We start from the raw sequence: 21,408 nt of genomic DNA, 5'->3' as shown, positions 1-21,408 counted from the left end.
TAACATTATTTATCATTAATTATTTCTACATCGAAAATAGGATTTAACTATTAAACTAAGAGCTACATATTTTGAAGACTGTGTTATATAATATTTGCCCTCCTCTGCACTTTAACAACTTAATTCTGGTCTTGAACAATGACCTACGATACCTTTTCACAATAGATAACATGAAATCTTATGTCGTACTAAGTCACTCATTTTTCTGAGTTTAAGCAACAACATTATATTATACTTATGGCAATTATAGGTCTTCAATGAGATGTGCATTCGCTCAGCAATTGAAGAACATGACTTTTGCTGCAGAATATAAGTAAGAATCTGATGCTGTCGGCGAGAAAGCGATAATTCCGGAGTGATAGCATTATTTTCATTGCAATTTAGCAAAGTAATGAAGCCACTCAGCGAAACGTTTCGATTAACAAAAAACGGGGATATCACCGAAGCACCGTTTGATTCTAAACGGTGAAAGTATATAAATTTTTGAAGGCTTAATTTTCTCTAATTGATACGCTAATCGAGTATGGAAAATATTGTTATTTAATGTATCAATGATCACTTTCGCATTATGATTTTCTAAAGCGCATAGCTCATGTGCATGCTGGACATGAATGATCACATCATTTTTAAAAAGATGGTAAATAGCCTGTAACAACATAATATCTTTAGTAAAGATCAAAAACACTATCCTCTCCTGCAATGTGTATTTTAATTAACAAATATTATAGTCACCAATGGCAACTATCTATACGCCATCGTTTCAAAATCAGTCTATTAATGACAATATTGGGGAAAACATGAATACTTCTGGCTGGCTTCTTAAGGGTGGAGAAGCAAAAACATCCGTCTTCCACCTCGGCAGGTATTGTAGCGAATGGAAAGCATCAACATACTCCTATGGTGAACCGAGTTTTCATATCGTCCTGAGCGGGGAGTGCTGGCTGGATTTACTTAACCAACAACCACGTATCAAACTGGAAAAGGGAGATATTCTCTTCTTTTTTAATAATTTTCCTTTTTTTCTGGCCTCATCTCCTGATACAAGTCTTGATGATTTACCACGTAAACAGATGAGTAAGATTGAAGAATCATCTTCAGAATCCACCGATCTGCTTTGTGGTTTCATCCAACCCAGATCTATCGCTAGCCAATTGCTATTTGCCTTACTTCCGGACATTTTTGTGATCAAACAAAAAGACGACGTCAGCAATAAAATACACACTCTCTTTGAGTTACTACTGACTGAAGTAAACGCATCTGCCGATGAAAATAATTGCATTATTGCGCACCTGACCGATGCTATATTGCATTATGTCATTAGCGAATCCTCTTCCTTATATGATATTGACGTAAACCTCTTGAATGCGGCAAATGATGAAGCCTTAGCCAAATTAATCATTGCAATAATAGACAACCCACAGTATTCATGGTCGCTGGATGATATGGCTCGCTTCACCTATATGTCGCGTTCGACATTTATTCGCCGTATATTGAAAGCGACAAGCTACACACCGAACCAGGTATTAAGCAAATTAAGGATTTATGTATCATTAAACCTGCTCAGAAGAGGTATAAAAAATGAGGTCATTTACAGCAGAGTAGGATATGAATCATTATCTGGATTCTATCAGGCATTTAAACGTGTTATGGGGACAGCACCAGGAGACTATCTCTCATCTGGTAAATAAACTACCCACGGAGTGAATCCGTGGGCTATCTGGAGAACGCTTCCCCATTCTGGCATCCCGTCGAACGTTAAGGTTATAATCCTTACAACGATTTTATTGGATTAGAAGCGACAATGACAAAACTTACCCTACAAGAACAGATGCTTAAAGCAGGTCTGGTCAGCAGCAAAAAAATGGCCAAAGTGCAAAGAACGGCGAAGAAGTCACGCGTTCAGGCTCGTGAAGCCAGAGAAGCGGTTGAAGAGAATAAAAAAGCGCAAATTGAGCGCGACAAACAGCTCAGTGAGCAGCAGAAGCAAGCCGTTCAATCTAAAGAGTATAAAGCGCAGATCAAGCAACTGATTGAGATGAACAAAATCACCATTACCAGTGGCGATATTGGGTACAACTTCACTGATAATAATCTGATCAAAAAAGTCTATGTTGATAAAGTGACGCAGTCTCAGCTGATTAAAGGCCGTCTGGCCATAGCCCGACTGACGGCGGAAAACGGCAGCGAGAGCGAATACGCCATCATTCCGGCTGTCGTTGCCGACAAGATTGCACAGCGTGACGCAAGCTATATTGTTTTAAATTGCGAGCTGAGTCAGGAAGCGAAGGACGAAGACGATCCATATGCTGATTTCGTCATCCCTGATGATTTAATGTGGTAAGAAAAAAACAGATATTCGTTATGTATTTCGGTGAACGCCAACGCCGCCACCGAAATACTATCGACGTCACTTATCCCCTGACACTGTCGACTAAAACTTGTAGTGCTCTTTGCTCAGCCCGTATTTTCTCATGCGTAAATACAGTTTTTTACGCGGGATTTGTAAATACTCCGCTACTTCATTAATTCGCCCCTGGTGAATATTCAGCGCTTCAGTAATGATCTGTCGCTCGTACTCTTCAACCCGACGATCGAGCGGTGTCGGTTCCAGCAAATGCAATTGCGGATTCGCGGTTTCAGCCAGCGGAAGTAGCCCAACGGCAAAAAGTTCAGCGGCATTCGCCAGTTCCCGGACATTACTTAACCACACGCGACGCCGCATGCCTTTCAATAAATCGCCTTCAACGTCGGGCACGGGATGGTTCAGGCGCAGACAGGCTTTCTGCAGATAGTGACGAAACAGCGGCTCAATATCATCCGGTCGCTGAGACAGCGGCAGGCAACCAATCTGTGTCATCGCGAAACAGTAATAAAGTTCAGCCGCAATTTGATTGGTTGCTGCCAGTTCCACCAACGATGCGCCGCCAATGCCTATCAGACGAAACGGGCGCCGCTCCAGGCTTTGCAAGTGCACCAGATGGTGCTGCTGTTCGCTCGTCAGGCACTCAATATGGCTGAGAACCAGCGTTCCTCCTTGCGCCTGTGCAATAAGGTCATTGAGTTGTCCCGTATTCCCGGGCGTCAGTTCACCGCGGATGAACGGTCCCTCCGCGCTACGTCCAAACTGATGCAAATAACGGGCTCCGGTCATGCGCCCCGTTCCCGGCTCGCCATAAAACCAGACGGCGATATCCGTTTCCGCCAGTTGCTGCAGGCGCCGACGATACTGATTAACCCAGTCACTGTAACCGAGCAATTCCACCTGGAGCTTTTGTTGGCAATAATGGCGACGAGCAATCACGGATTTTCTCTGACGCAGCGCATCATCAACCAGCGACAGCAGTTTGCCGGGATCGACCGGCTTTTGCAGAAAGTCCCATGCGCCTTTCTTTACGGCTTCCACCGCCATCGGAACGTCGCCATGCCCGGTAATAAGCAGGATTGGCAGCTGATTATCATCCTGATGGAACAGCGTCATCAGATCGATCCCATTGCACCCGGGCATACATACATCACTCAGAACAATCCCCGGCCAGTCAGCCTGCAGCCAGTTTCGGGCATCAAAAGGATTACTGCATGCGTAGACACGATACCCCTCCTGTTCAAGCAACAGCGTGTAAGCGTCGAGAACATCGGCATCATCATCAATCAACAGAACAGAATATTCATCACTCAACATCGTTTACATCCGTCAGATTAAATTGCAGAACGACGCAGGCATTACGCCCCAGTGTCGACGCAAGGCGCAGCTCGCCATTCATTTGCCCCATTAACGATACACAAATCGATAAGCCGATACCGAGACCCACATCCTTACTGGTAGTAAACGGCTTTAACAGCGATGGCAATAATGCCTCAGGCCAGCCGGGACCGTTATCACTGACAAAGACGCACAATCGGCTACCCTCAGCCTGCCAGTAGACCTCTATTTGTGCGGCAGTTGGGCAGGCGTCCAGCGCATTTGCCAGTACGTTTACCAGCACCTGCTGAATACGCACTTCATCACCTGTCACCCATACGCTGTGGTCGGGAAGCGTCAGCGTACCCTGCTGCGGCTTATGTCGCATGGCCAACAGTTCCCAGGCAGCGCTGAATGTTTGTCGGAGATCGACCGGATGCAAAGGTGCGCCCGGTTCGGCCCGACGAGCAAACTGACGCAGTGAGCGGATAATGGCGTCAATACGGGTAACCAGCCCCTCAGCTTTGGTTAATGTACTTCTGGCCTGAACGGATTGCCCTTGTTCAATTGCCCTTCCCGCCGTAAACAGGTACATCGACAGCGCGTTCAGCGGTTGGTTAATCTCGTGTGCCAGCGTGGTCATGGTCTGGCCAACCACCGCCAATTTTGCCGTCTGGATCAGTTCATCCTGCGTTGCCCGGAGATCGGACTCAATCTCCTTGCGCTCTGCCACCTCCAGCTCAAGCTGATTTTTCTGCGCACTCAACTGACCCAGAGTATGGCGCAGCAATCTTGCGATACGCCCCAGCTCATCGCGCCCATAAACCGGGATAGTGGCATCCGTTCTGCCAAGGCCAATTTGCACCACAGCCTGGTTGAGCGCGGTAAAACGCTTCACCAGACGTGAACGAATAAAATAGTGGTTAAGCCCCCAGGCAAGAAGTAGCGCCAGCAGCGTCGCCAGTAGAATAAGTCCCCCGCTGACACGAACAATTTGTTCCAGCCGTTGGTTAAACATCTGCATTTGCTGATGGCTGCTTCCCAACTGCGCCTCAAGCAGCGTTCGAAAGCGCCCGAGCGTTGCTTCTCGGACACGGTTGGCATCAACGAGCGCTTTTTGTGCGGCGACATAATCACGCATCGTATCGGGCATTTTATTTTTCATCATCCCGATTTCCAGCAGCTCATCAATGGTTTGCCGCAAGGTGATTGTGCTGGGCCAGTCATCGAGGGTACGGATATTTTCATCCGCCGTTTTCTTCAGATTCTCCAGATAGCGGATGTGATTCTCCACCAACATGCCGTCGTCACTACCCGACTTCAGTTCATTGAGCCTGTCGCGTAAATCATCCACGATCTGATTTTCAATTCTTGCCAGGGTGTAGACTTGTTGCTGCTCGTTTTGCACCTCTCTGGCACGCTTGAGATACAGCGCCGCATCGCCGTTTTTGGCCTCGATTTGATCCAGCAACGTTCCCTGCTGCCAGGTAAAATCCTGCACCAGCGAATTCAGCTCGGTAGTAAAATCATCGTGGAGCCAGTCGATACGCGCAGAGAGTTCGCTGACTTTTTCGCGTACGAGAAACATGTTGTAGAGCACCCGGTCCAGCTCCGCCATCAGCGCCCGACTATCTTGCAACATCACCGCCAGCTGCTGCTGTTCTGTCGACTGAAGCCCGCGGCTCAACCCTTCAATTTTGTCCAGGTGTGCAATAATTTGATTGCGCAGTTGCAATCTCACCGTCGTGTTGGGGGCTAACAGAAACTCATTCAGTTGATCCACAACCAGGTTCAGATTCCCTTCAATCAAAAAAGCAGAATGCACTCGTGGGAAGTAATCATCGAGCGAATAGCGTATCTGCGAGCTCTGCTCATGCCAGGAGTACAAACTGACGCAACTTACGCTCAGCGTCAGTAGTGCGCCCATCAGAAACGCGCCTCGCAGGCTGCTGCTGATGCTGAGCTGACGCAGGCGCTGCAGTATCGAGCCACCTTTCATTTTAACTCTTCCAGTTTGGATATCGCCTGACGCTGATTGTTAAGAAACCAGAGCTGCCACTCCATCATCTGCTGTTCGGCCACGCTTTTATTGTCAAATTGCGCCAGCCAGGCCTCATCTTCACTACTTCTGGCGTCTATCGGGACGCTGGTCAGCAGTGCTCTTATTTCAGGTAGCGGCCGTTTCAGGCGCGCTTCCGCACTGTATAGCGCCCGCCAGGCATCCTTCAGCTGTGCGAGTCGAAAACTGATGGCAGTATCAAACATCCTCTGCACCAGTTGTTGCCGCTTCAGGATCAGTCGGTAATTAAGCGCAGGCTGGTTCATCAAAATAGCCTGCTGAGCGGCACGTGGATTATCTGGCGCGAGCTGCGTGACCGGATATTTACCCGTGTTAGCATCCGCAAGGATCCGTTGTCCTTCCGGGCTTAACAGATAGCGAATAAACCGACGCGCTTCATTGCCGTGCTGGCTATTCTTAAGAACGGCAACATAGGTCGGCGACACCGCCGAGCGAGGAAAATAGGTAAAAGCCAGGTGCGGATCGTTAAGCAACAGGTTGGCATAGTTATCAATGACCGGCCCCGCAACGCCTAAACCGCTCTTAATTTTATCGGCCACGCCAAAACTGCGTGATGAAATCGTTACAAGATTACCGGCGCTGGCCAACAACGTCGCCCAGCCCTCTTCCCACCCTTTTTGCTGCAACAACGACTCAACCATCAGATGATTGGTATCGGAACGCGACGGGCTACTCATCAGCAGCGCGTTCTGATATTTAGGCTGCGTTAAATCTCCCCAGTCGGCAGGAGGCGACAGATGCCTTGCCGCCAGCGCAGAACGATTTATCAACAGGCCAAAACCAGATATCGCCACAGCCACGGAGGTCGAACGAATCGAATCAGGCACCAGCCGCTGACTTTCCGGCAATACATTATCGAAAGATGCCAGCTTCTGATGCTCCTGAAGATGCTGCAACAGCATGGGCGATGAGGTCAAAATCAGATCGACGTTTTCCGCATTCGCATTATCCAGCAGTTGTTCCAGCGAACTGCTGGTCCGGTTTAGCGTGCGAATCATCACTGACCCCGGCTCCGTTTGCCAGCGCTGGATAATCCAGGCTGTTGCCCCTGGGGAAAAGGTTGTCGCCATCACCAGCTCTTTACTCTGGCCCAGACAGCTCGCTGACAGTGACATAAAACAAAGCGAGATCGCCCAAAAATGCCCCCATCCTAAAAGTCTGTTTGTGATCCCGTTCATAAATACCAACATGTGCAAAAAATAATATTGAGACAAAATTTACCCGTTTATCACGACAGGGGAAGAATAAGGTTATTCTCAGAATAACCAAACAGAAAGTAGCAACATGCGTAAAGATTACCCGAAAATGCAGCCTGAATTTGTTAATATCCGCACACACCGATGATAAAAACGACTATAAAAGAATGATCTTTAAAATTCATTATTAAAAAAGAGTCAAAATAAGCCATGCCGTGCATAAATTGTGTCAATAGTGACACATATCATCAACTTGAGTTTCTTTGCCGTCTATTCCACTCTTCCCAGCGAAAAACCCTGATATTCACATCAATAAAAATTTAGGTGATGATATGTTTTCAATATTTAAGGCAGGGACAGCGGCAAATAAAGTCCCGGCGGAGAAAGTCCAGGAAACTTATGGCCGATACCGCATTCAGGCATTACTCAGCGTATTTCTTGGCTATCTTGCGTACTATATTGTGCGCAATAACTTTACCCTCTCGACTCCGTACCTGAAGGAACATCTGGATCTCAGCGCCACGCAGATCGGTTTACTCAGCAGCTGTATGCTGATTGCCTATGGGATCAGTAAAGGTGTTATGAGCAGTCTGGCGGACAAGGCCAGCCCGAAAGTGTTCATGGCATGCGGCCTGATACTGTGTGCTATCGTCAACGTAGGCCTGGGATTCAGTACCGGGTTCTGGATTTTTGCCGCTCTGGTCGTTTTCAACGGTTTGTTCCAGGGGATGGGCGTTGGCCCCTCATTTATTACCATCGCTAACTGGTTTCCACGTAAAGAGCGTGGACGTGTCGGCGCATTCTGGAATATCTCACACAACGTTGGCGGTGGTATTGTCGCCCCGATTGTGGGTGCTGCCTTTGCCATTTTGGGAAGTGAACACTGGCAAAGCGCCAGCTATATTGTCCCGGCCGGTGTTGCCGTACTGTTTGCTTTTATTGTGCTGATGCTGGGGAAAGGTTCACCGCGCCAGGAAGGCTTACCGGCTCTGGAACAAATGATGCCAGAAGAAAAAGTCGTATTAAATTCCCGACACGCTGACCAGGCGCCAGAAAATATGAGCGCCTTCCAGATCTTCTGTACTTATGTATTGCGGAATAAAAATGCCTGGTATGTTTCACTGGTAGACGTCTTTGTCTATATGGTGCGTTTTGGCATGATTAGCTGGCTGCCAATTTATTTATTAACCGAAAAACATTTCTCCAAAGAGCAAATGAGCATAGCGTTTCTGTTTTTCGAATGGGCGGCAATTCCTTCCACATTACTGGCGGGCTGGCTCACCGATAAACTGTTTAAAGGCCGTCGCATGCCGCTGGCTATGATTTGTATGGCGCTGATTTTTGTCTGCCTGATCGGCTATTGGAAAAGCGAGTCGCTGCTGATGGTCACAATTTTTGCCGCTATCGTGGGTTGCCTGATTTATGTTCCGCAGTTCCTCGCTTCCGTTCAGACGATGGAAATCGTGCCCAGCTTCGCAGTAGGCTCTGCGGTAGGACTACGCGGATTTATGAGTTACATTTTTGGCGCATCACTGGGGACCAGCCTGTTTGGTGTCATGGTCGACAAAATGGGATGGCATGGTGGCTTCTATCTGCTGATGGGTGGGATTGTCTGCTGCATCCTGTTCTGCTACCTCTCTCATCGTGGCGCTCTGGAGCTCGAACAACAACGAAAAAATGCTCAGCAAGAGGAAGCATCACTGCAGTTGGCCGATGCCCGCTAATCAATTTCAGTCTCGCAAAAAAGTGCCAGCGATGCTGGCACTTCAATAAATTCAGATAAAGAATAAATATCTCAACGTGATATTTATTGCTAATCGTAACATTCAAAATTATTGCTTACCGTAACCCACCATGAAGCGAATAATCAAACCGCATGCAGGAGCAATAAAAAGAAATAATCCGGTTACCATTTCGTTACCATTGGTCAACCGCATAGTTAAAATGTAAATTAATGCCGCAAGGATGGCCATGCCGAGGAAAGCGCTGATCGACGCCGCAGCGCCCATAACCTGCCAGATATAACAACTGACGCCCAAAATGCTTAGTACAAGAAAGATCCAGAAATAGAGCATAGCGATACCTCCTGTCTGCCGTAAACTTAACGTAAGTCCTTACGCTTCCTTAACTTTATATTCTAAGACAAGTCCCATTTCTGCGCAATTTAAGCAACATCTTAGTTACAAAATCATTGACCTGCGCACTATTCAACTGTCTGAAAGATTTTTTTATCTGCATAAAAACAACGAATTATAAATAGGTTAATTTTTACGCTTAATCGCCGTAAAAACATTTACGAATCTTGAGTAATTATTTCTGGCTGACATTAATCTTCGGGTGTACATTGTGCGTCCGATCATTCATGCCCCCTCGTGGTTTTGTCCTGACTCAGTTTTACACTCTTTACAGGAACCAATGTCGTTCATGGCGGCCTAACGATCAGTATCAGAGAGTAACGCTGTAGACAAAGAATCTTCGCGATACATTTATTCCGTATCAACAACAGGTGCTTATGTTCCCCCAATGTAAATTTTCACGCGCGTTTTTGCATCCGCGCTATTGGCTCACGTGGTTTGGTGTCGGCGTGCTCTGGTTACTGGTGCAACTTCCTTATCCAATATTATGTTTTCTTGGTACTCGTACAGGAACGCTGGCGCGACCATTTTTAAAACGTCGCGAATCTATTGCCCATAAAAATCTTGAGCTCTGCTTTCCCAATCTGTCGCAGGAAGAGAGAGACAAACTGGTTGACGAAAATTTTCGCTCACTCGGCATGGCGCTTCTTGAAACGGGTATGGCCTGGTTCTGGTCAGACCGCAGGGTTCGCAAATGGTTTGATGTAGAAGGATTAGACAACCTGAAACGTGCGCAGAGGCACAACCGTGGCGTGATGGTGGTCGGCGTACACTTTATGTCTCTCGAGCTGGGCGGTCGTGTTATGGGGCTTTGCCAACCGATGATGGCAACCTATCGCCCGCACAACAATAAGTTGATGGAGTGGATCCAAACCCGCGGTCGTATGCGCTCGAACAAGGCCATGATCGGCAGAAATAATCTGCGCGGTATTGTCGGTGCATTGAAAAAAGGAGAAGCCGTATGGTTTGCTCCCGATCAGGACTACGGCCGTAAAGGAAGCTCATTTGCTCCCTTCTTTGCCGTCAAAGATGTGGCAACCACCAACGGTACCTACGTGCTGTCGCGTTTGTCGGGTGCAGCGATGCTGACCGTAACCATGGTGAGAAAAGCAGATAACTCTGGTTATCGCCTGTTCATCACGCCTGAAATGGAAGGTTACCCGGCTGATGAGTGCCAGGCAGCGGCCTATATGAACAAAATTATCGAAAAAGAGATCATGCGCGCCCCCGAACAGTATCTCTGGATCCACCGTCGCTTCAAAACGCGCCCGATGGGTGAAGCCTCGTTGTATATCTGAAAAGAAAGGCCGCAAGGCCTTTCTTTTTTTCTCCAGCTGAATTACTTCACGCCCCACTTATTGTGGAGTTCAGTCATTCGTTCGTTATAGCTTCGGGCAATGCAGGCTGGCTCATTATCCTTCTCCTTCCAGCATTCGTTGCGTCCTTTGATCCAACCGCGCTGCTCTGCTTTTAACATCGGATCATTGTTCGATTTAGCCAGTGCCTGTTTAAAAATTTCGTTCAATTTCAGGTCCATTGCAGAGAGCGATGGGCTCTGGCAAATAATATCTTCCGCACTTCCCTTTTGAACAGCAGAGCAGGAGTAAGACGGACCAGCGTTGGTCGATTTTTTCGCTGGAGAATAATCAATATTGTCCTCCGGCAGGCAAACCCCGTGCTGACGATTAGGTCCAGTCCATGATACATCCGGATTTCCGTCATCGTTGCGGGAGATAGAAACGGTATTCTTACCACTTGTCGCCTCCCAATAGTTTTCATTGAAAGCCTTCACCGTCGCCTTCGCGCCATCAATCCAGACATTACCTTTACCATCACTATTCACACCACCAATACTTGCGCAGCTGAAATTGAACGCCAGCGGCGAGGCCGCCATCGACGTCAACGGCGTAAGAGCGAGTGCTAACATCATTAACCTGGTCATTTTTAACCTTTTCATTATTAAATTCCGCGAAAAATTAACCGCATTAACATCATGGCGATATGAGAATTATCCGAGTAAGCATTCCGTCGCTCAATAGCAATTTATTACCGAAAGAAATTAAACTGTCGCCGAATCACGACACTTGTAAGTTATTAAAATTAAATAAAAAAATGCCTCTTGTCTCACCTCATTTTTAGGCGTACATTAGCGCCGTCTGGAGCATTAAAGCTCAGAATTCTGAGGTGATGCAGCCAAGCAAACGAGGGGAATTCTTCATTTCGTTTATGCGTGCATCAGCTCTCTGTCAGGTAAGCATATGTTCATTCAGACGTACCTCAGGTACGCGGAGAGATGAAAAGTGAAATATTTCTTTATGGGCATTTCTTTTATGGTCATCGTTTGGGCCGGTACTTTCGCCCTGATGATCTAAATATAAAGACGCAGCAAAAAAACAGGAGCCCTCAGGCTCCTGTTTGCTTTTGGAGAAACGTGTTGTTAATCGGTACTTTCGGTGGTCGATTTCGCACTGGCTGGCAGCAAACCATCCGCGCGAAACATTGCTTTGATGCCACGAATGGCCTGGCGAGTACGGTCGCGGTTCTCAATAAGCGCAAAACGTACATGCGTATCGCCATAGTCACCAAACCCAATCCCCGGCGAAACGCATACCTTCGCTTCATTCAGCAGTTTCTTGGCAAATTCAAGTGACCCCATCCCGGCGTATTGCTCAGGAATTTTCGCCCACACGTACATTGAGGCCTTGGGCATCTCAACCATCCAGCCCGCTTCATGCAGCCCTTTGACCAGGACATCACGACGACGTTTATATTGCTCTGCAATATCTCGCACGCACTGCTGATCGCCTTCCAGCGCGGCGATGGCCGCAACTTGCAACGGTGTAAAGGTTCCGTAATCGTGATAGCTCTTAATTCGCGCCAGCGCGTTTACCAGCGTTTTGTTACCTACCATAAATCCGATACGCCAGCCCGCCATATTGTAGCTTTTCGACAGGGTAAAAAATTCAACAGCGACATCGCGAGCCCCCGGTACCTGCATAATTGAGGGTGCTTTCCAGCCGTCGTAGACGATATCGGCATAGGCCAGATCATGAACCACCAGCACGTCATAGCGTTTAGCCAGAGCCACAACTTTTTCGAAGAATTCCAGCTCGACGCACTGCGCAGTCGGGTTCGACGGGAAACCTAAGATCATCATCTTCGGTTTCGGATAGCTTTCGCGAATCGCGCGCTCCAGCTCATTAAAGAAATCGACGCCTTCGACCAGCGGCACAGATCGTACCTGCGCGCCAGCAATCACCGCGCCATAAATATGGATCGGATAGCTCGGGTTCGGGACAAGAACAGTATCGCCGTGATCCAGCGTGGCCAGCATCAGGTGCGCCAGACCTTCTTTGGAACCAATCGTCACAATTGCTTCAGATTCAGGATCAATCTCAACGTCATAGCGTTCATGATACCAGCGGGAAATCGCCCGACGCAGACGCGGTATGCCTCGCGAGGTGGAATAACCGTGCGTATCCGGGCGCTGCGCCACGGTACAGAGTTTTTCGACAATGTGAGGAGGCGTGGCCCCATCCGGGTTCCCCATGCTGAAATCGATAATATCTTCGCCGCGCCGACGCGCAGCCATCTTCAGTTCAGCAGTAATGTTAAAAACGTAAGGGGGAAGGCGATCAATACGCGTAAAGCGACGTTCAGGGCGGGTGTCAGCCATAATATCCTCAGATTAACGTTAGCGCCCGGACCGTCCGAGCGACGCTGCCACAATGGTGGCACGTTTAGAAAATAGCCTGAATAATTTCCTTCTGTCGAGAGGCAAACCAAAATATTTTTAATTGACACAAAAGAGGAACAACCAGTAAAAATGAGGAAATAACCATTTTCACACCTCGCTTAAAATTACCTTCATTTAACATTTTGTTGTTAATTACATTACTTTGAGCGCAGCGCTGACAGGACAGGTATTGTAAATACAACAATCACGCAACAATCCCCTTTTAATATTATGGTTTTTCCTCATTAGATACATGCTGCGTGGACGCTGGTCATCCTGGCCCAGGTTACCTATCATAGAGGTTTAACCCTTGCGCAAGAGTCATCCGTGCACGAAATATTCAATATGCTGCTGGCGGTATTTGACCGGGCAGCACTGATGCTGTTTTGTCTGTTTTTCCTGATTCGTATCCGCCTGTTTCGCGAACTGTTGCACAAATCAGCCCACTCTCCGAAAGAGCTACTCGCTGTTACCGCGATTTTCTCAATGTTTGCCCTGTTCAGTACCTGGTCCGGCGTACCGGTTGAAGGCTCGCTGGTTAACGTGCGTATTATCGCGGTCATGTCAGGGGGAATTCTGTTTGGTCCATGGGTCGGTATCATTACGGGCCTCATCGCGGGCACTCACCGCTACCTGATCGACATCGGCGGCGTCACCGCCCTGCCCTGCTTTATCACCAGTATTCTGGCTGGCTGTATTGCAGGGTGGATCAACCGTAAGATCCCGAAAACGCAGCACTGGCGCGCGGGCATTTTAGGCGGAATGCTGTGCGAATCCCTGACGATGATCCTCGTCGTCGCCTGGGCCCCCTCTACAGCACTGGGACTGGATATTGTCTCGAAAATCGGCATCCCAATGATCCTGGGCAGCGTCTGCATTGGCTTTATCGTCATGCTGGTGCAAAGCGTGGAAGGTGAGAAAGAAGCCAGCGCCGCGAAGCAGGCCAAACTGGCGTTGGATATTGCCAACAAAACCTTACCGCTTTTTCGGCAGGTTAACAGCGAGTCGCTCCGCCAGGTGTGCGAAATTATTCGCCATGACATCCATGCGGACGCCGTCGCAATTACCAATACCCAGCACGTTCTGGCCTACGTTGGCGTGGGGGAACTTAACTACCGCGATAACGATGATTTCGTCAGTCCGACCACGCAGCAGGCGATCAATTACGGAAAAATCATCATTAAAAACAATGATGAAGCGCATCGCACGCCGGAAATACACTCCATGCTGGTTATCCCGCTTTGGGAGAAAGGTGTTGTCACCGGTACGCTAAAAATCTACTACTGTCACGCCCACCAGATAACCTCCTCGCTGCAGGAAATGGCCATCGGCCTGTCGCAAATTATCTCGACGCAGCTTGAAGTTTCCCGGGCGGAACAGCTACGCGAAATGGCAAATAAGGCAGAGCTACGCGCACTACAAAGTAAAATAAATCCCCATTTCCTGTTTAACGCCCTGAACGCGATTTCATCCTCGGTACGGCTTAACCCAGACACCGCACGCCAGCTCATTTTTAATTTGTCGCGTTATCTTCGCTACAATATCGAATTAAAAGACGATGAGCAGATCGACATCAAAAAAGAGCTGTATCAAATCAAAGATTACATCGCCATCGAACAGGCACGTTTTGGCGACAAACTCACGGTTATTTATGATATCGATGAAGAGGTAAGCTGTTATATTCCCAGCCTGCTGATTCAGCCGCTGGTAGAAAACGCTATCGTCCATGGGATTCAGCCCTGCAAAGGGAAAGGCGTGGTTACCATCAGCGTTGCAGAGTGCGGCAATCGGGTTCGTATTGCTGTGCGGGATACCGGCCACGGTATCGATCCAAAAGTGATTGAACGGGTCGAATCCAATGAAATGCCGGGCAATAAAATTGGTCTGCTGAATGTGCATCATCGCGTTAAGCTACTCTACGGTGAAGGCTTACATATCCGCCGTCTGGAACCAGGCACTGAGATTGCCTTTTATGTGCCGAATCAGCATTCGCCCGCAGCCGCACCGGCTACATTATTGCTTTAACCAGGAGTGAAGTCGTGAAAGTCATCATTGTCGAAGATGAATTCCTGGCCCAACAGGAACTGAGCTGGCTGATAAAAGAGCACAGCCAGATGGAGATTGTCGGCACATTTGACGACGGTCTGGACGTGCTGAAATATCTCCAGCACAACCGCGTGGACGCCATTTTTCTGGATATCAATATTCCCTCGCTGGATGGCGTACTGTTGGCGCAAAATATCAGTCAGTTCGCGCACAAGCCTTTTATTGTCTTTATTACCGCGTGGAAAGAGCACGCCGTCGAAGCCTTTGAACTGGAAGCCTTCGACTACATTCTGAAGCCGTATCAGGAATCACGCATCGTCGGGATGTTGCAAAAACTGCAAGCCGCCTGGCAGCAACAGCAAACGGGAACCTTGCCCGCCAGTCCGGTGGCCCGCGAGAACGACACGATCAATCTCATCAAAGATGAGCGGATCATCGTCACTCCGATCAACGACATCTACTACGCAGAAGCCCATGAAAAGATGACGTTTGTCTACACCCGACGTGAATCATACGTAATGCCGATGAACATCACCGAATTTTGCAGTAAATTGCCCGCCTCGCATTTCTTTCGCTGCCACCGCTCGTTTTGCGTGAATCTGAATAAAATCCGCGAGATTGAACCCTGGTTTAACAACACCTACATTTTGCGCTTAAAAGATCTGGAATTTGAAATCCCGGTTAGTCGGAGTAAAGTGAAAGAGTTCAGACAGTTAATGCATTTATAGCGCAGAGAAAGAGCGATGAAAGAGCCAGGCCTACCCGCAGACCAACAGTTTTTCGCCGATCTGTTCAGTGGCCTGGTATTAAACCCACAGCGCCTGGGGCGCGTATGGTTCGCGACCCAGCCCACTACGCTACCAGGTGGTAGTTTATGTATTGATCTTCCGCGCCTCGATATCGTTTTACGTGGCGAATACAGCAACCGACTGGAAAAAAAGCAATACAGTCTGCCAGAAGGCGACATGCTGTTTATCCCGGCGAAAGCGGCGAATCAGCCTGGCAGCGATAAGCCCGTGATGCTGCTGAGCCTGGTTTTTTCTCCGGCCTGGCTGGGGCTCTCATTTTACGATAACCGAACCGCATCGCTGTTGCGCCCGCTACGCCGGATTGAGTTACCGCATCCGCAGCGCGGTGAAGGCGAGGCGATGCTAACTGCATTAACCCATTTAAGCCGCTCTCCTCAGGCTCAGGATATCATTCAACCGCTGGTGCTTAGCCTGCTGCATCTGTGTCGTAGCGTGGTGAATACGCGCCCTGAAACTGAGCGTCCACGCACTGAATTTCTCTATCACAGTATGTGTAATTGGGTACAGGATAACTATGCCCAACCGCTGACCCGGGAAAGTGTGGCCCAATTTTTCAATATCACTCCCAATCACCTGTCAAAAGTGTTTGCCCAGCACGGCACTATGGGATTTGTCGAGTATCTGCGGTGGGTCAGAATGGCGAAGGCACGCATCATATTACAGAAATACCATCTGTCGATTAGCGAAGTCGCACAACGGTGTGGATATCAGGACAGTGATTATTTCTGCCGCCTGTTCCGGCGTCAGTTTGGTCTGACGCCGGGTGAGTATGGCGCACGTTTTCAATCTGCACGTTGATTGAGACAGCATCAACGGGTTTAATACCCCGCAGACTTAATCAATAAAGTGAATATGCAATGAAAAACAGACGTGCACTCTCCCTGATGTGTTATCAGATGCTGGAATCAGGTACGGATCGTCGGACCGTGAAAAGAGCTCTCACCTCTCATCGTGTAAAGGGTCGCGAAGCGGTAGTGCTGCTCTGCAAACAAGAGATGACGTTGTTGAGGGCCGGGAAACTACCGTTCTCTGATTGATAATTTCCCTTTCTGACCCTCTTATCCACTCTTGCTGTCAAACTTAAAACGTCAGTTCCGCCTCCAGCAGCGCCAGAATACTGTCAGCATTTTCAGCGGCAAACAGCGACTGGCGGAACTGCTTGTTCACAAGCTTGCGCGCCAACTGTGAGAAGACCTTCACGTGATTAATGCCTTCATCGGCACCCAGCGTCAGCATGATCACCAGTTCCACGTCACCCATCTCAGACTGCCAGTCAACGGGTTGCAAAAGTCGGGCAATGCTGATGCTGGAGTGGCGGATCCACTGAGATTTTGTGTGCGGGATAGCCACGCCAAAACCGACGGCGGTGGTGACGATCTCTTCGCGCTGCCAGACATCCTCTTCCAGCTCAAACGGATATTCAGTTCGCCCATTAACGCCAAGATTGCCGCACAGAAACTGAATCACCTGCTCTTTGTTGGTCAGTGGCTCACCAACGAAAATATTCTCCAGCGCCAGCAGCGGACGCACATCTTTCTGCGGTGCAAACTGGTTGAGCAGATCTTCTATCTCCTGAGCGCTACGGCGCTCACAGGCCTGCATGGCGAGTTCACGGCATGCGTGGCTGTCCAGTTGACGAAGCTGGCTTTTCACCGCCGGAATGCGTGGACTGCTCATGCTCAGCTCGTCGAGCCCTAAGCCCAGCAGCAGGGGTAAATAGCGTCCTTCCCCGCCCAGTTCCCCACAAATACCCACCCATTTACCGCGCTCGTGCGCCACGCGGATAATCTGCTGTAACATACGCAGGAACGAGGGCGTAATCGGGTTGTACAGCGGCGAAACGCGCGGGTTATTACGATCGACAGCGTACAGGTACTGGGTCATATCGTTTGAACCAATACTGAAGAAATCCACCTCATCGCAGAAATGGTCGATGATGTAACACACCGATGGCACTTCAACCATAATCCCCAGCGGGATGGTTGAGGCATGGCGTAAACCGTCGGTTTTCAGCTCAACCATAGCTTTCTGCAGTTCGTTTTTTACCCATAAAATCTGGTCGAGACTGTGTACCATCGGGATCATCAGTTGTGCATTACCGAAGGTCGCCGCACGTAAAATAGCGCGTAACTGCGTGCGAAACAGTCCAGCAAACTCCGGATAAATCCGCACCGCACGGTAGCCCAGGAACGGATTCTCTTCTTGCGGAATATTGAGATAGCGAATGTTCTTATCACCGCCAATATCCATGGTGCGAAAGATAACCGGCTTGTCGCCCGCGGCCAATAAGACCTGCTGGTAGGCTTCAAACTGTTCCTGCTCATCAGGCGCGCTGTCGCGGTCCATAAACAGCATTTCAGTCCGAAACAGACCAATCCCTTCCGCGCCATTAGCAAATGCTCCCGGCGCTTCCAACGCGGTACCAATATTCGCCGCAACGTCAATACGCTGATTATCTTTGGTCAGCGCGGATTGGGCAGCATCAAGCGCCTGGCGTCGCTGGCATTCATCAGCGAGCCTCTGCGCAATCGCGTAATAGCCGCGAACCGCCTCGTCCGGATTGATGGACATCACCCCACAACGCGCATCCAGTACTGCCTGCTGTCCTGCATAGCGGCTGATAGCCTCCAGCGGCAAGCCGCTAAGCACTGGAATAGCCGACGCACGGGCGAGGATCAGGGTATGCGAGGTGCGCCCTGTTTTCTCGAGGATCATGCCAGAAAGATGTTGCAAATTAAGGCTTAAAAACTGGCTGGGCGTCAAATCCTCAGCAACCAGAATTGTCGGTTTATTTAGCACCAGCGCATTACGCGGTCGTCTTTCAGGCCAGGTGATGTGCAGCAACTGTTCGCTGATATCACGGATATCGCTGACGCGCTCGCGCAGATAATCGCTACCGGAGGCCGACAGCCTGGCGCATACCTGCTCCATATTGACGATAATCGCCGCGCCTAGCCCCAGATGCTGCTCCAGCATTAAGCGGCGAATGTTCCCGGCAAACTCGTCGTCCTGAATCAGCGACAGATGCGCGCTAAGGATGGTTTTACTCTCACCATCGCGCTCGCGCAGCTGCTGATTGAGCTGTTCGGCTAGCGTCGCCAGACTGTGCTCAAGTCGGGTATTGTCTTCAGCACTCGCCGCTATCACGCGATAGCTTTCCAGATTATTGCTCTGCCAAAGCGTGAGCGTCCCCGCCCCCACGCCCCCTGCCAGCACAGTACCATAAAGAAGGTCTGGATTTAGGCGAATCAACGAACGCGGCAACGGATGCGCCGCCAGTTCCGCCTGCGTCGGCTGAACGCTGTCGCTGTCAATAAACCGATTCTGGAGATACTCCTCCAGCGCTCGCCGGGCCTGTTCTTCATCGCGACCAGTGATGGCCAGGCTACAGCTGTCGTTAAACAGCGTCCCGGTGCCAATCAGCGCCAGCGAACTTTTCGCATCCGCCCTCACATTCTGGCGATGGTTAATAAATATCACCTCACTTTGCCACTGGTTGCACTGCTCTTTCAGCTCCCATGCAGGGCGCGCATGCAGGCCGTTGGGTAACGGGCAAAGAAATTGAATCGTAAGCATAACAACTCCTGATTAGCGCGAAATCAGCATCTGAAATCCGTCAGATGAGCCACGGTTTCGCACGTAAGATGTGAAATAAGAGCCGATAACAATTGCTGCGTCTGAATGATGTCATGACAGTCGGCAATCGATGCAGCGCAGTGCCCATGCCGCGTGGCGGGTCCCATAACAACCGTTGGGATCCCCGTGCCGCTGACGTGCACCGCCCCGCCGTCAGTACCGCCGTTACTGAACATATCGATTTGCAGGGAAATGCCCGCGTCAGCGGCCACACTTTCAACCCAAGCCGTCAGTTTTGGTGGCGCAATCAGCGATTTATCGCTTAACACCAGCATCGGACCTTTGCCGAGCTGCCGATGGTTGGCCGTACCATAATCAAAGTTTTTGCCCCAGCAGGCGGTATCCAACACGATCGCCACATCCGGTGCGACCGCGCGTGCTGCCGTTTGTCCGCCGCGCAATCCCACTTCTTCACTGGAACTGGCTACCAGCCAAACCTCACAAGGGAGAGTGGCGTGATGCCATTCACGCAGTAGCGCCACCAGCAAATAGCACCCAAGCCGGTCATCAAAGGCTTTGCCCATCACTCGTTGGTGCGGCAAAACCTGAAAGGTTGTGTCGAATGTGACGCGATCGCCGGGGCGTACGCCAGCCTGGAGTACCTCATCATAAGATCGCGCGCCAATATCTACCCGCAGCGCGCTCACATCATTGCCGCTACGCTCGCCGTCAAGCAGACCGGGGATTTTGCTCTCTTCGCGGGTGGTGATCCGCACCGGCTGCAGTTGTCTGGCCGCCATGCGCACATTTCCCACCGGTAAGACATCAATCGCCCCTTCGCTGGAAATACTGCGCACGATAAATCCCACTTCATCCATGTGCGCGCAGATCATTACCTTCGGCCCCGCTGATTCATTCAGACGGATCAGTACCGATCCCAGACCATCAAAGCGCACTTCTTTGTGCAGGCGATCCGCCTCCTCAAGCAAGATCTGTCGCACTTCCTGTTCTGAAGAAGCGATCGCATCCGCCTCGCTCAGCGCTTTCAGTAGCGATAAGTCCATTACGCCTCTCCCGTGTGTAACAATGTTTTCGCCATGGTGTAGAGCGCCTCACCGCCGTCTGGCGTCACCAGCACGACATCCTCAATACGCACACCTCCCTGCCCCGGCAGATAAATACCCGGTTCAACTGTGAGCAGCATGCCAGCCGCCAGAGGGGTCATGTCAGAGGGAGAAAAGCGCGGGTTTTCATGCACCTCAATGCCGATAGCGTGTCCGGTATTGTGGCCAAAATTATCGCCGTAGCCTGCTTGAGCAATCACCTGACGGGCAGCTTCGTCCACTTCATGACAGCGCCGACCCGGTCGAATTGCCACCACCGCCGCACGATGCGCCGCCAGTACAATCTGATAGACGGAAAACAAAGGACTCTCTTCCGCTGGCTGGCTGGCATCTGGGATGCGAAAGGTTCGCGTCATATCCGAACAATAGCCCTGATACTGCGCACCAAAATCCAGCGTGATGAACTCACCTGCCTCGACACGCTTATCACTGGCTTTACCGTGCGGCAGTGCGCCGCGCCAGCCGCTGGCAACAATGGTGTCAAAAGAGGCTTTATCTGCGCCGAGCGTACGCATATACCACTCCAGTTCAGCGGCGATTTCACGTTCGCTGAGACCGGGTTGAATAAAGCGGCGAATATGTTCAACGCTAAGATCTGCAATTCGGCAGGCCTCGCGAATGCTGGCTATTTCCTGCGCCGTTTTTATCTGCCGAAGCACATCCGGTACGGCGCTCACCAGTCGGGCGTGCAGTTTACCCGACCACGCGCTCGCCGTTTCCCAGCTTACCTGCTCACCTTCGAACCCCACCGTCTGCAGCTTTTCGTCCGCAATGATGTGATTCACCCGCGAATATAGCGTGTGCGTTCCATCGAGTAGATGGATCTGATAGCCCTGAGTACGCGTAGCGACATCAGTGTAGTAACGGGCATCGACCAGAATATGCGCGCTTTTATGGCTGATAAACACAAACCCAGAACTGCTGGAGATCCCTATATGCGGCTGTTTATTCTGCCGAGAGGACAGCAGCATCGCGTCGAGATGTTGCGCCGTTAGCCAGTCACGCAGTGAGGCAAGTAAGCTCATGG

Annotated in this window: 20 protein-coding genes; 9 read left to right on the top strand and 11 right to left on the bottom strand. The window is 50.0% G+C overall.

The features are described from left to right. Positions 1 to 156: 156 nt before the first annotated feature. Together OGY15_RS24670 and OGY15_RS24800 are read right to left on the bottom strand one after the other, a co-directional pair. A complete protein-coding gene (locus OGY15_RS24670; RefSeq protein ID WP_353655349.1) occupies positions 157 to 441 on the bottom strand; it encodes a helix-turn-helix domain-containing protein in 285 nt (94 codons plus the stop codon). Beyond that, positions 419 to 685, bottom strand: coding sequence for a hypothetical protein (locus OGY15_RS24800; RefSeq protein ID WP_502872284.1), 267 nt, complete (start codon positions 683 to 685; stop codon positions 419 to 421). The genes OGY15_RS24670 and OGY15_RS24800 overlap by 23 nt, the downstream gene beginning before the upstream one ends. 112 nt (positions 686 to 797) lie before the next feature. Between OGY15_RS24800 and OGY15_RS07625 the strand changes: the two genes are divergently transcribed. Beyond that, entirely contained in the window at positions 798 to 1,688 is an 891-nt protein-coding gene (locus tag OGY15_RS07625) for an AraC family transcriptional regulator (protein WP_187253505.1), read from the top strand. A 113-nt stretch (positions 1,689 to 1,801) separates the two neighbouring features. Next, entirely contained in the window at positions 1,802 to 2,341 is a 540-nt protein-coding gene (locus tag OGY15_RS07620; protein ID WP_187253506.1) for a DUF2058 domain-containing protein, read from the top strand. A 90-nt stretch (positions 2,342 to 2,431) separates the two neighbouring features. On the opposite strand, the gene pgtA is transcribed toward OGY15_RS07620, so the two are convergent. Genes pgtA through pgtC form a run of 3 tightly spaced genes read right to left on the bottom strand, consistent with a single transcriptional unit; the run spans position 2,432 to position 6,874 of the window. Continuing rightward, the gene (pgtA, locus tag OGY15_RS07615) at positions 2,432 to 3,679 is read right to left on the bottom strand and encodes a two-component system response regulator PgtA (RefSeq protein WP_151224058.1); all 1,248 of its coding nucleotides are present in this window, start codon (positions 3,677 to 3,679) and stop codon (positions 2,432 to 2,434) included. Next, a complete protein-coding gene (pgtB, locus tag OGY15_RS07610) occupies positions 3,669 to 5,663 on the bottom strand; it encodes a two-component system sensor histidine kinase PgtB (RefSeq protein WP_187258864.1) in 1,995 nt (664 codons plus the stop codon). Before pgtB ends, pgtA begins: the two co-directional genes overlap by 11 nt. Before the next feature lie 11 nt (positions 5,664 to 5,674). Then, a complete protein-coding gene (pgtC, locus tag OGY15_RS07605) occupies positions 5,675 to 6,874 on the bottom strand; it encodes a phosphoglycerate transport regulator PgtC (protein WP_286538894.1) in 1,200 nt (399 codons plus the stop codon). 413 nt (positions 6,875 to 7,287) lie between these two features. Between pgtC and pgtP the strand changes: the two genes are divergently transcribed. Then, a complete protein-coding gene (pgtP, locus tag OGY15_RS07600; protein WP_286538893.1) occupies positions 7,288 to 8,679 on the top strand; it encodes a phosphoglycerate transporter PgtP in 1,392 nt (463 codons plus the stop codon). A gap of 108 nt (positions 8,680 to 8,787) precedes the next feature. Here the strand turns inward: pgtP and OGY15_RS07595 are convergent, their stop codons facing one another. Beyond that, entirely contained in the window at positions 8,788 to 9,030 is a 243-nt protein-coding gene (locus OGY15_RS07595) for a DUF2545 family protein (protein ID WP_151217556.1), read from the bottom strand. A gap of 437 nt (positions 9,031 to 9,467) precedes the next feature. On the opposite strand from OGY15_RS07595, the gene lpxP reads away from it, so the two are divergent. Next, positions 9,468 to 10,388 (top strand): kdo(2)-lipid IV(A) palmitoleoyltransferase, encoded by a 921-nt coding sequence (lpxP, locus tag OGY15_RS07590; protein WP_187253509.1) that lies wholly within the window; start codon positions 9,468 to 9,470, stop codon positions 10,386 to 10,388. Between the two features lie 41 nt (positions 10,389 to 10,429). Here lpxP and OGY15_RS07585 read toward each other — a convergent pair whose 3' ends face one another. Further along, the gene (locus tag OGY15_RS07585) at positions 10,430 to 11,047 is read right to left on the bottom strand and encodes a lysozyme inhibitor LprI family protein (RefSeq protein ID WP_151217558.1); all 618 of its coding nucleotides are present in this window, start codon (positions 11,045 to 11,047) and stop codon (positions 10,430 to 10,432) included. Between the two features lie 343 nt (positions 11,048 to 11,390). Between OGY15_RS07585 and ypdK the strand changes: the two genes are divergently transcribed. Then, complete coding sequence (gene ypdK / locus OGY15_RS07580) at positions 11,391 to 11,462, top strand: membrane protein YpdK (RefSeq protein WP_010723117.1); 72 nt, start codon at positions 11,391 to 11,393, stop codon at positions 11,460 to 11,462. 65 nt (positions 11,463 to 11,527) lie between these two features. Here ypdK and alaC read toward each other — a convergent pair whose 3' ends face one another. Beyond that, positions 11,528 to 12,766, bottom strand: a complete 1,239-nt coding sequence (gene alaC, locus OGY15_RS07575; RefSeq protein ID WP_151217560.1) for an alanine transaminase — start codon at positions 12,764 to 12,766, stop codon at positions 11,528 to 11,530. A 387-nt stretch (positions 12,767 to 13,153) separates the two neighbouring features. Between alaC and OGY15_RS07570 the strand changes: the two genes are divergently transcribed. The 4 genes from OGY15_RS07570 to OGY15_RS07555 are packed head-to-tail and all read left to right on the top strand — an operon-like array spanning position 13,154 to position 16,718. Next, entirely contained in the window at positions 13,154 to 14,851 is a 1,698-nt protein-coding gene (locus tag OGY15_RS07570; protein WP_187258635.1) for a sensor histidine kinase, read from the top strand. 14 nt (positions 14,852 to 14,865) lie between these two features. Next, positions 14,866 to 15,600, top strand: a complete 735-nt coding sequence (gene ypdB / locus OGY15_RS07565; protein ID WP_151217563.1) for a two-component system response regulator YpdB — start codon at positions 14,866 to 14,868, stop codon at positions 15,598 to 15,600. A gap of 15 nt (positions 15,601 to 15,615) precedes the next feature. Further along, positions 15,616 to 16,479, top strand: a complete 864-nt coding sequence (locus tag OGY15_RS07560) for an AraC family transcriptional regulator (RefSeq protein ID WP_286538892.1) — start codon at positions 15,616 to 15,618, stop codon at positions 16,477 to 16,479. Positions 16,480 to 16,538: 59 nt separating this feature from the next. Continuing rightward, the gene (locus tag OGY15_RS07555) at positions 16,539 to 16,718 is read left to right on the top strand and encodes a hypothetical protein (RefSeq protein WP_151217566.1); all 180 of its coding nucleotides are present in this window, start codon (positions 16,539 to 16,541) and stop codon (positions 16,716 to 16,718) included. Positions 16,719 to 16,761: 43 nt separating this feature from the next. Here the strand turns inward: OGY15_RS07555 and ptsP are convergent, their stop codons facing one another. The 3 genes from ptsP to ypdF are packed head-to-tail and all read right to left on the bottom strand — an operon-like array spanning position 16,762 to position 21,406. After that, positions 16,762 to 19,257, bottom strand: coding sequence for a phosphoenolpyruvate--protein phosphotransferase (gene ptsP, locus OGY15_RS07550; protein WP_286538891.1), 2,496 nt, complete (start codon positions 19,255 to 19,257; stop codon positions 16,762 to 16,764). A 23-nt stretch (positions 19,258 to 19,280) separates the two neighbouring features. Beyond that, positions 19,281 to 20,321 carry an aminopeptidase gene (gene ypdE, locus OGY15_RS07545; protein WP_151217569.1) on the bottom strand — a complete coding sequence of 347 codons (1,041 nt, stop codon included), beginning with the start codon at positions 20,319 to 20,321 and terminating at the stop codon, positions 19,281 to 19,283. Next, positions 20,321 to 21,406 (bottom strand): aminopeptidase, encoded by a 1,086-nt coding sequence (ypdF, locus tag OGY15_RS07540; RefSeq protein WP_286538890.1) that lies wholly within the window; start codon positions 21,404 to 21,406, stop codon positions 20,321 to 20,323. The genes ypdE and ypdF overlap by 1 nt, the downstream gene beginning before the upstream one ends. Positions 21,407 to 21,408 lie beyond the last annotated feature (2 nt).

The organism is Citrobacter sp. Cu231 (assembly GCF_030332265.1).
Classification (GTDB): domain Bacteria; phylum Pseudomonadota; class Gammaproteobacteria; order Enterobacterales; family Enterobacteriaceae; genus Citrobacter; species Citrobacter meridianamericanus.
The sequence above is the reverse complement of the archived record's forward strand: the minus strand, read 5'-3'. Positions and strand labels throughout refer to the sequence as shown.